Annotated in this window: 4 protein-coding genes; 3 read left to right on the top strand and 1 reads right to left on the bottom strand. The window is 36.1% G+C overall.

The genetic code is table 11. The features are described from left to right. Positions 1 to 20 precede the first annotated feature (20 nt). Positions 21 to 362: a DUF496 family protein gene (locus PF272_RS01105; RefSeq protein ID WP_065234265.1), complete on the bottom strand. Its 342-nt coding sequence runs from the start codon at positions 360 to 362 to the stop codon at positions 21 to 23. A 204-nt stretch (positions 363 to 566) separates the two neighbouring features. Here PF272_RS01105 and serC point away from each other — a divergent pair, with 204 nt between their 5' ends. The 3 genes from serC to aroA are packed head-to-tail and all read left to right on the top strand — an operon-like array spanning position 567 to position 4,102. After that, complete coding sequence (gene serC / locus PF272_RS01100; protein ID WP_271141322.1) at positions 567 to 1,658, top strand: 3-phosphoserine/phosphohydroxythreonine transaminase; 1,092 nt, start codon at positions 567 to 569, stop codon at positions 1,656 to 1,658. Between the two features lie 17 nt (positions 1,659 to 1,675). Continuing rightward, positions 1,676 to 2,773 (top strand): histidinol-phosphate transaminase, encoded by a 1,098-nt coding sequence (hisC, locus tag PF272_RS01095; RefSeq protein WP_271141321.1) that lies wholly within the window; start codon positions 1,676 to 1,678, stop codon positions 2,771 to 2,773. A 27-nt stretch (positions 2,774 to 2,800) separates the two neighbouring features. Then, positions 2,801 to 4,102 carry a 3-phosphoshikimate 1-carboxyvinyltransferase gene (gene aroA / locus PF272_RS01090; protein ID WP_271141320.1) on the top strand — a complete coding sequence of 434 codons (1,302 nt, stop codon included), beginning with the start codon at positions 2,801 to 2,803 and terminating at the stop codon, positions 4,100 to 4,102. Positions 4,103 to 4,275 lie beyond the last annotated feature (173 nt).

The following is a 4,275-nucleotide window of genomic DNA, read 5'->3' as shown; positions in this document are numbered from 1 at the left end:
TTTTACTTTTTATTATCTGTTTATTTATCTTTTTTAAGCATTTCAGCATGTAATTTAGACTGCTCTTTCATAGCTTTGCTAATTTCTTTACGCTGTTTAGACGCTTCTGCATTACGAATCATATAATCATCAACACGCGCTTCATAATCTTCACGCATATTCGCAATAATCGCGCGGATATCTGCCACAGACATATCATCAGTAATATATTGATTTAAGTTATCTAACAATAACACACGTTTTTGGTTGTCGCGGATTTTACGATCATTATCGGCAATATCACGCAAAAGTTTATTCTTTTGACGATACATACGCACATACTCCAAAACATCTTCAAAACATTTTTTATTTACATTTTCCATAATAAACGCTCTCTAGTAATAAATGAAATTCTGGCGCTTACTGTAACGGTTTTTTTTAATATCGTCAAAAAGATATCGCCCTTTTTCATTAAGATCTCTGATGTCCGCATAATAATTAAGAAACAACTCAGAAAGCCGTTGATAATTCATTTCGCTAGTGTTAAAACTAGATAAATTTTGACGAATAAAATAAAGAAGGTAAATATGACAGAAGTCTTTAATTTCAGTGCTGGCCCAGCAATGATGCCAAAGGAAGTGTTACAACGTGCACAAGCAGAATTGCTTGATTGGGAATCTTTAGGTACCTCTGTAATGGAAGTAAGCCATCGTGGTGCTAACTTTATGGCGTTAGCAAAACGTTCTATTGAAGATCTGCGTAAATTATTTAACGTACCAGATAATTATCAAATTCTTTTCGCTCAAGGTGGCGCTCGCGGACAATTTGCTGCCATTCCAATGAATTTATTATCTGAAAATGGTAAAGCACTTTATTTAACCAGTGGACATTGGTCTGGCGCAGCGGCAAAAGAAGCTCGATTATTTGGTAATATTGATGAAATTAATATTTTGACAGAACAAGATGGAAAAACTGGCGTCAGAGATCTTGATTTCAGTGATATTGCTACTCAATATGATTATGTACATTATTGTCCGAATGAAACTATTAGTGGGATTGAAATCTTTGAAGTACCCGATGTAGGCGATACTGTACTCATTGCCGATATGTCATCAAATATCCTATCTCGTCCAATTGATATCAGTAAATTTGGGATGATTTATGCGGGTGCGCAAAAAAATATGGGGCCATCAGGAATTACTTTGATCATTATCCGTGATGATTTAATCGGTAAGGCTCGCCGGAGTACACCATCCGTTTGGAATTATCAAATTTTACGTGATCATGATTCTATGTTTAATACACCACCAACCTTTGCTTGGTATCTCTGTTCTTTAGTATTTGAACATTTACTCGCGAATGGTGGCCTTGAAACAGTTGAACTCAAAAATCGCGCAAAAGCTGAATTATTGTATCAATATATCGATCAAAGCACGTTTTATCGTAATAACGTTGCGGAAGCAAACCGCTCATTAATGAATGTCACTTTTACCACTGGCAACGATGAATTAAATGCAAAATTTATCAGCGAAGCCAATGCAGCGGGATTACGTGCCTTAAAAGGACATAAAGTACTAGGTGGAATGCGAGCTTCCATTTATAACGCAATGCCAATTGCTGGTGTTGAAGCATTAATTGAGTTTATGGATAAATTTGCTCAAGAAAATAAAGCAGATTAATTTTTACAGGAATTATTATGAAATTTTTAGAAGTTGTTAATCAAGGCGTAAAAAAATTGTCGCCTTATCAAGCAGGTAAACCAACAGAAGAATTAGAGCGAGAATTAGGTATTCATAATATTGTTAAATTAGCTTCCAATGAAAATCCTTTTGGTCTATCTGATAGTGCAAAACAAGCTATCTTAAATGAATTAAATCAATTAACACGTTATCCCGACTCCAATGGTTTCTATTTCAAGCAAGCCGTTGCCAAAAAGTTTCAGCTTGATCCTGCACAAATTACCCTTGGGAATGGCTCAAATGATTTACTAGAGTTAATTGCGCACACGTTCGCAAGTGAAGATGATGAAATCATTTTTTCACAATATGCCTTTATTGTTTATCCGCTCGTTACTCAAGCAATTAACGCAAAAGCGGTTGTGATTCCTGCAAAAAACTGGGGGCATGATTTAGACGCATTTCTTGCCAATATTACGGACAAAACAAAATTAATTTATATTGCTAATCCAAATAACCCAACTGGTACTTTCCTTACCACGGCAGAAATTGAAGCCTTTTTAGCAAAAGTACCATCACACATTATTGTGGTATTAGATGAAGCTTATACTGAATTTACTGATGAAAATGAACGTGTTCCTTCATTTGAGCTACAAAAGAAATTTGCTAATTTAGTGGTTTGTCGCACATTATCAAAAGCTTATGGTTTAGCTGGTTTACGTATTGGTTATGCTGTTTCTGATCCTGAAATTGCTGATCTCTTTAATCGTGTACGCCAACCATTTAACTGTAATAGTTTGGCATTAGCTGCTGCTACTGCTGTGATTAATGATGACGATTTTCTACATAAAGTGGCGGAAAATAATCGTCAGGGAATGCAACAACTTGTTCAATTCTTTGAGCAACAAGGACTTGAATATATTCCATCAAAAGGTAACTTTATTACTGTTGATTTAAAACAACCCGCACAACCTATCTACAATGCATTACTGCATAAAGGAGTGATTGTACGCCCTATCACTGGATATGGTATGCCAAATCATTTACGTATTAGTATTGGTTTACCTGAAGAAAACCAAGCCTTTATCAACGCTTTGACTGAAGTTTTAGCCAATTAATCGCTGACCAGAGGATATTTGCAGTTTATGAATTCTATTACACTTAATCCTATTACTCGTATCGAAGGAGAAATCACTTTACCTGGTTCAAAAAGTTTATCGAATCGGGCTTTATTACTTGCTGCACTTGCACAAGGCACCACCACTATTACTAACCTATTAAATAGTGATGATGTACGTCATATGTTAAATGCTTTACGTTCCTTAGGTATTCATTACCAATTATCAGAAGATAAAACTGTTTGTGTTATCGAGGGAAATGGTGGGGCATTCCAATGGCAAAATGGATTAAGTTTATTTCTCGGTAATGCAGGTACTGCAATGCGTCCTCTTACCGCAGCGCTTTGTTTATCTTCACCTGCTCAAGAAACAAGTGAGATTGTTTTAACTGGTGAACCACGGATGAAAGAACGTCCAATCAAACATTTGGTTGATGCGTTATATCAAATGGGTGCAGAAATTGATTACTTAGAACAAGAAGGATATCCACCATTAGCCATTCGTAATACAGGATTACGTGGAGGCAAAGTTGAAATTAGTGGTTCGATTTCTTCACAATTTTTAACTGCACTACTGATGGCAGCACCATTAGCTGAACAAGATAGTGAAATTCATATTGTTGGCGATTTAGTTTCAAAGCCTTATATTGATATTACCTTAAAAATGATGGAAATTTTTGGGGTAAAAGTGTCACACCACAATTACCAAATATTTTATGTACCTAGTGGTCAACAATATCGTTCTCCAGGTCAGTTTATGGTTGAAGGCGATGCGTCTTCTGCCTCTTACTTCCTTGCTGCCGCAGCAATTAAAGGGAAAGTAAAAGTTAATGGTATTGGTAAACAGAGTATCCAAGGCGATAAACATTTCGTTGATGTATTAGAAAAAATGGGGGCTAAAGTCCACTGGAGTGAAGAGTTTGTTGAGGTAGAAAAAGGGGAATTGCATGGCATTGATATGGATATGAACCATATTCCTGATGCTGCAATGACGATTGCTACTACTGCCCTATTTGCTCAAGGTGAAACTGTTATTCGTAATATTTATAACTGGCGTGTTAAAGAAACCGATCGCTTAACTGCAATGGCAACAGAGTTACGCAAAGTAGGCGCTAAAGTTGAAGAAGGAGAAGATTTTTTACGAGTAGAACCATTAGCATTAAATCGGTTCAAACATGCTGAAATTGCAACTTATAATGATCACCGTATGGCAATGTGTTTCGCATTAATCGCTCTTTCTGATACACCAGTAACTATTCTCGAGCCTGAATGTACTGCGAAAACATTCCCAACATTTTTTGATAAATTTACGCATATTGCAGTAAATTAAATCTTATACCAACAAGGCATTTTATTGATCTACTAAAATGCCTTGTTTACCTTAACAAGAGTTACATCTAATCACGGCTTCTGCTATTTCTGGCGTAATAAAATCATAAATTTGTACGCCAGCGATTGGGTGTTGTTGTAACTCTTGCCATAAGCCCATCGTTCGTATATTTA

It is taken from the genome of Gallibacterium faecale, assembly GCF_027920745.1.
Lineage (GTDB): Bacteria > Pseudomonadota > Gammaproteobacteria > Enterobacterales > Pasteurellaceae > Gallibacterium > Gallibacterium faecale.
Note: the sequence above shows the minus strand (reverse complement) of the source record. Positions and strands in the feature narration are given on the sequence as shown.

Bases quoted from the DNA above. Each gene is read 5' to 3' on its own strand.
- PF272_RS01105 (WP_065234265.1), bottom strand. From the start codon at position 362: ATGGAAAATGTAAATAAAAAATGTTTTGAAGATGTTTTGGAGTATGTG.
- serC (WP_271141322.1), top strand. From the start codon at position 567: ATGACAGAAGTCTTTAATTTCAGTGCTGGCCCAGCAATGATGCCAAAG.
- hisC (WP_271141321.1), top strand. From the start codon at position 1,676: ATGAAATTTTTAGAAGTTGTTAATCAAGGCGTAAAAAAATTGTCGCCT.
- aroA (WP_271141320.1), top strand. From the start codon at position 2,801: ATGAATTCTATTACACTTAATCCTATTACTCGTATCGAAGGAGAAATC.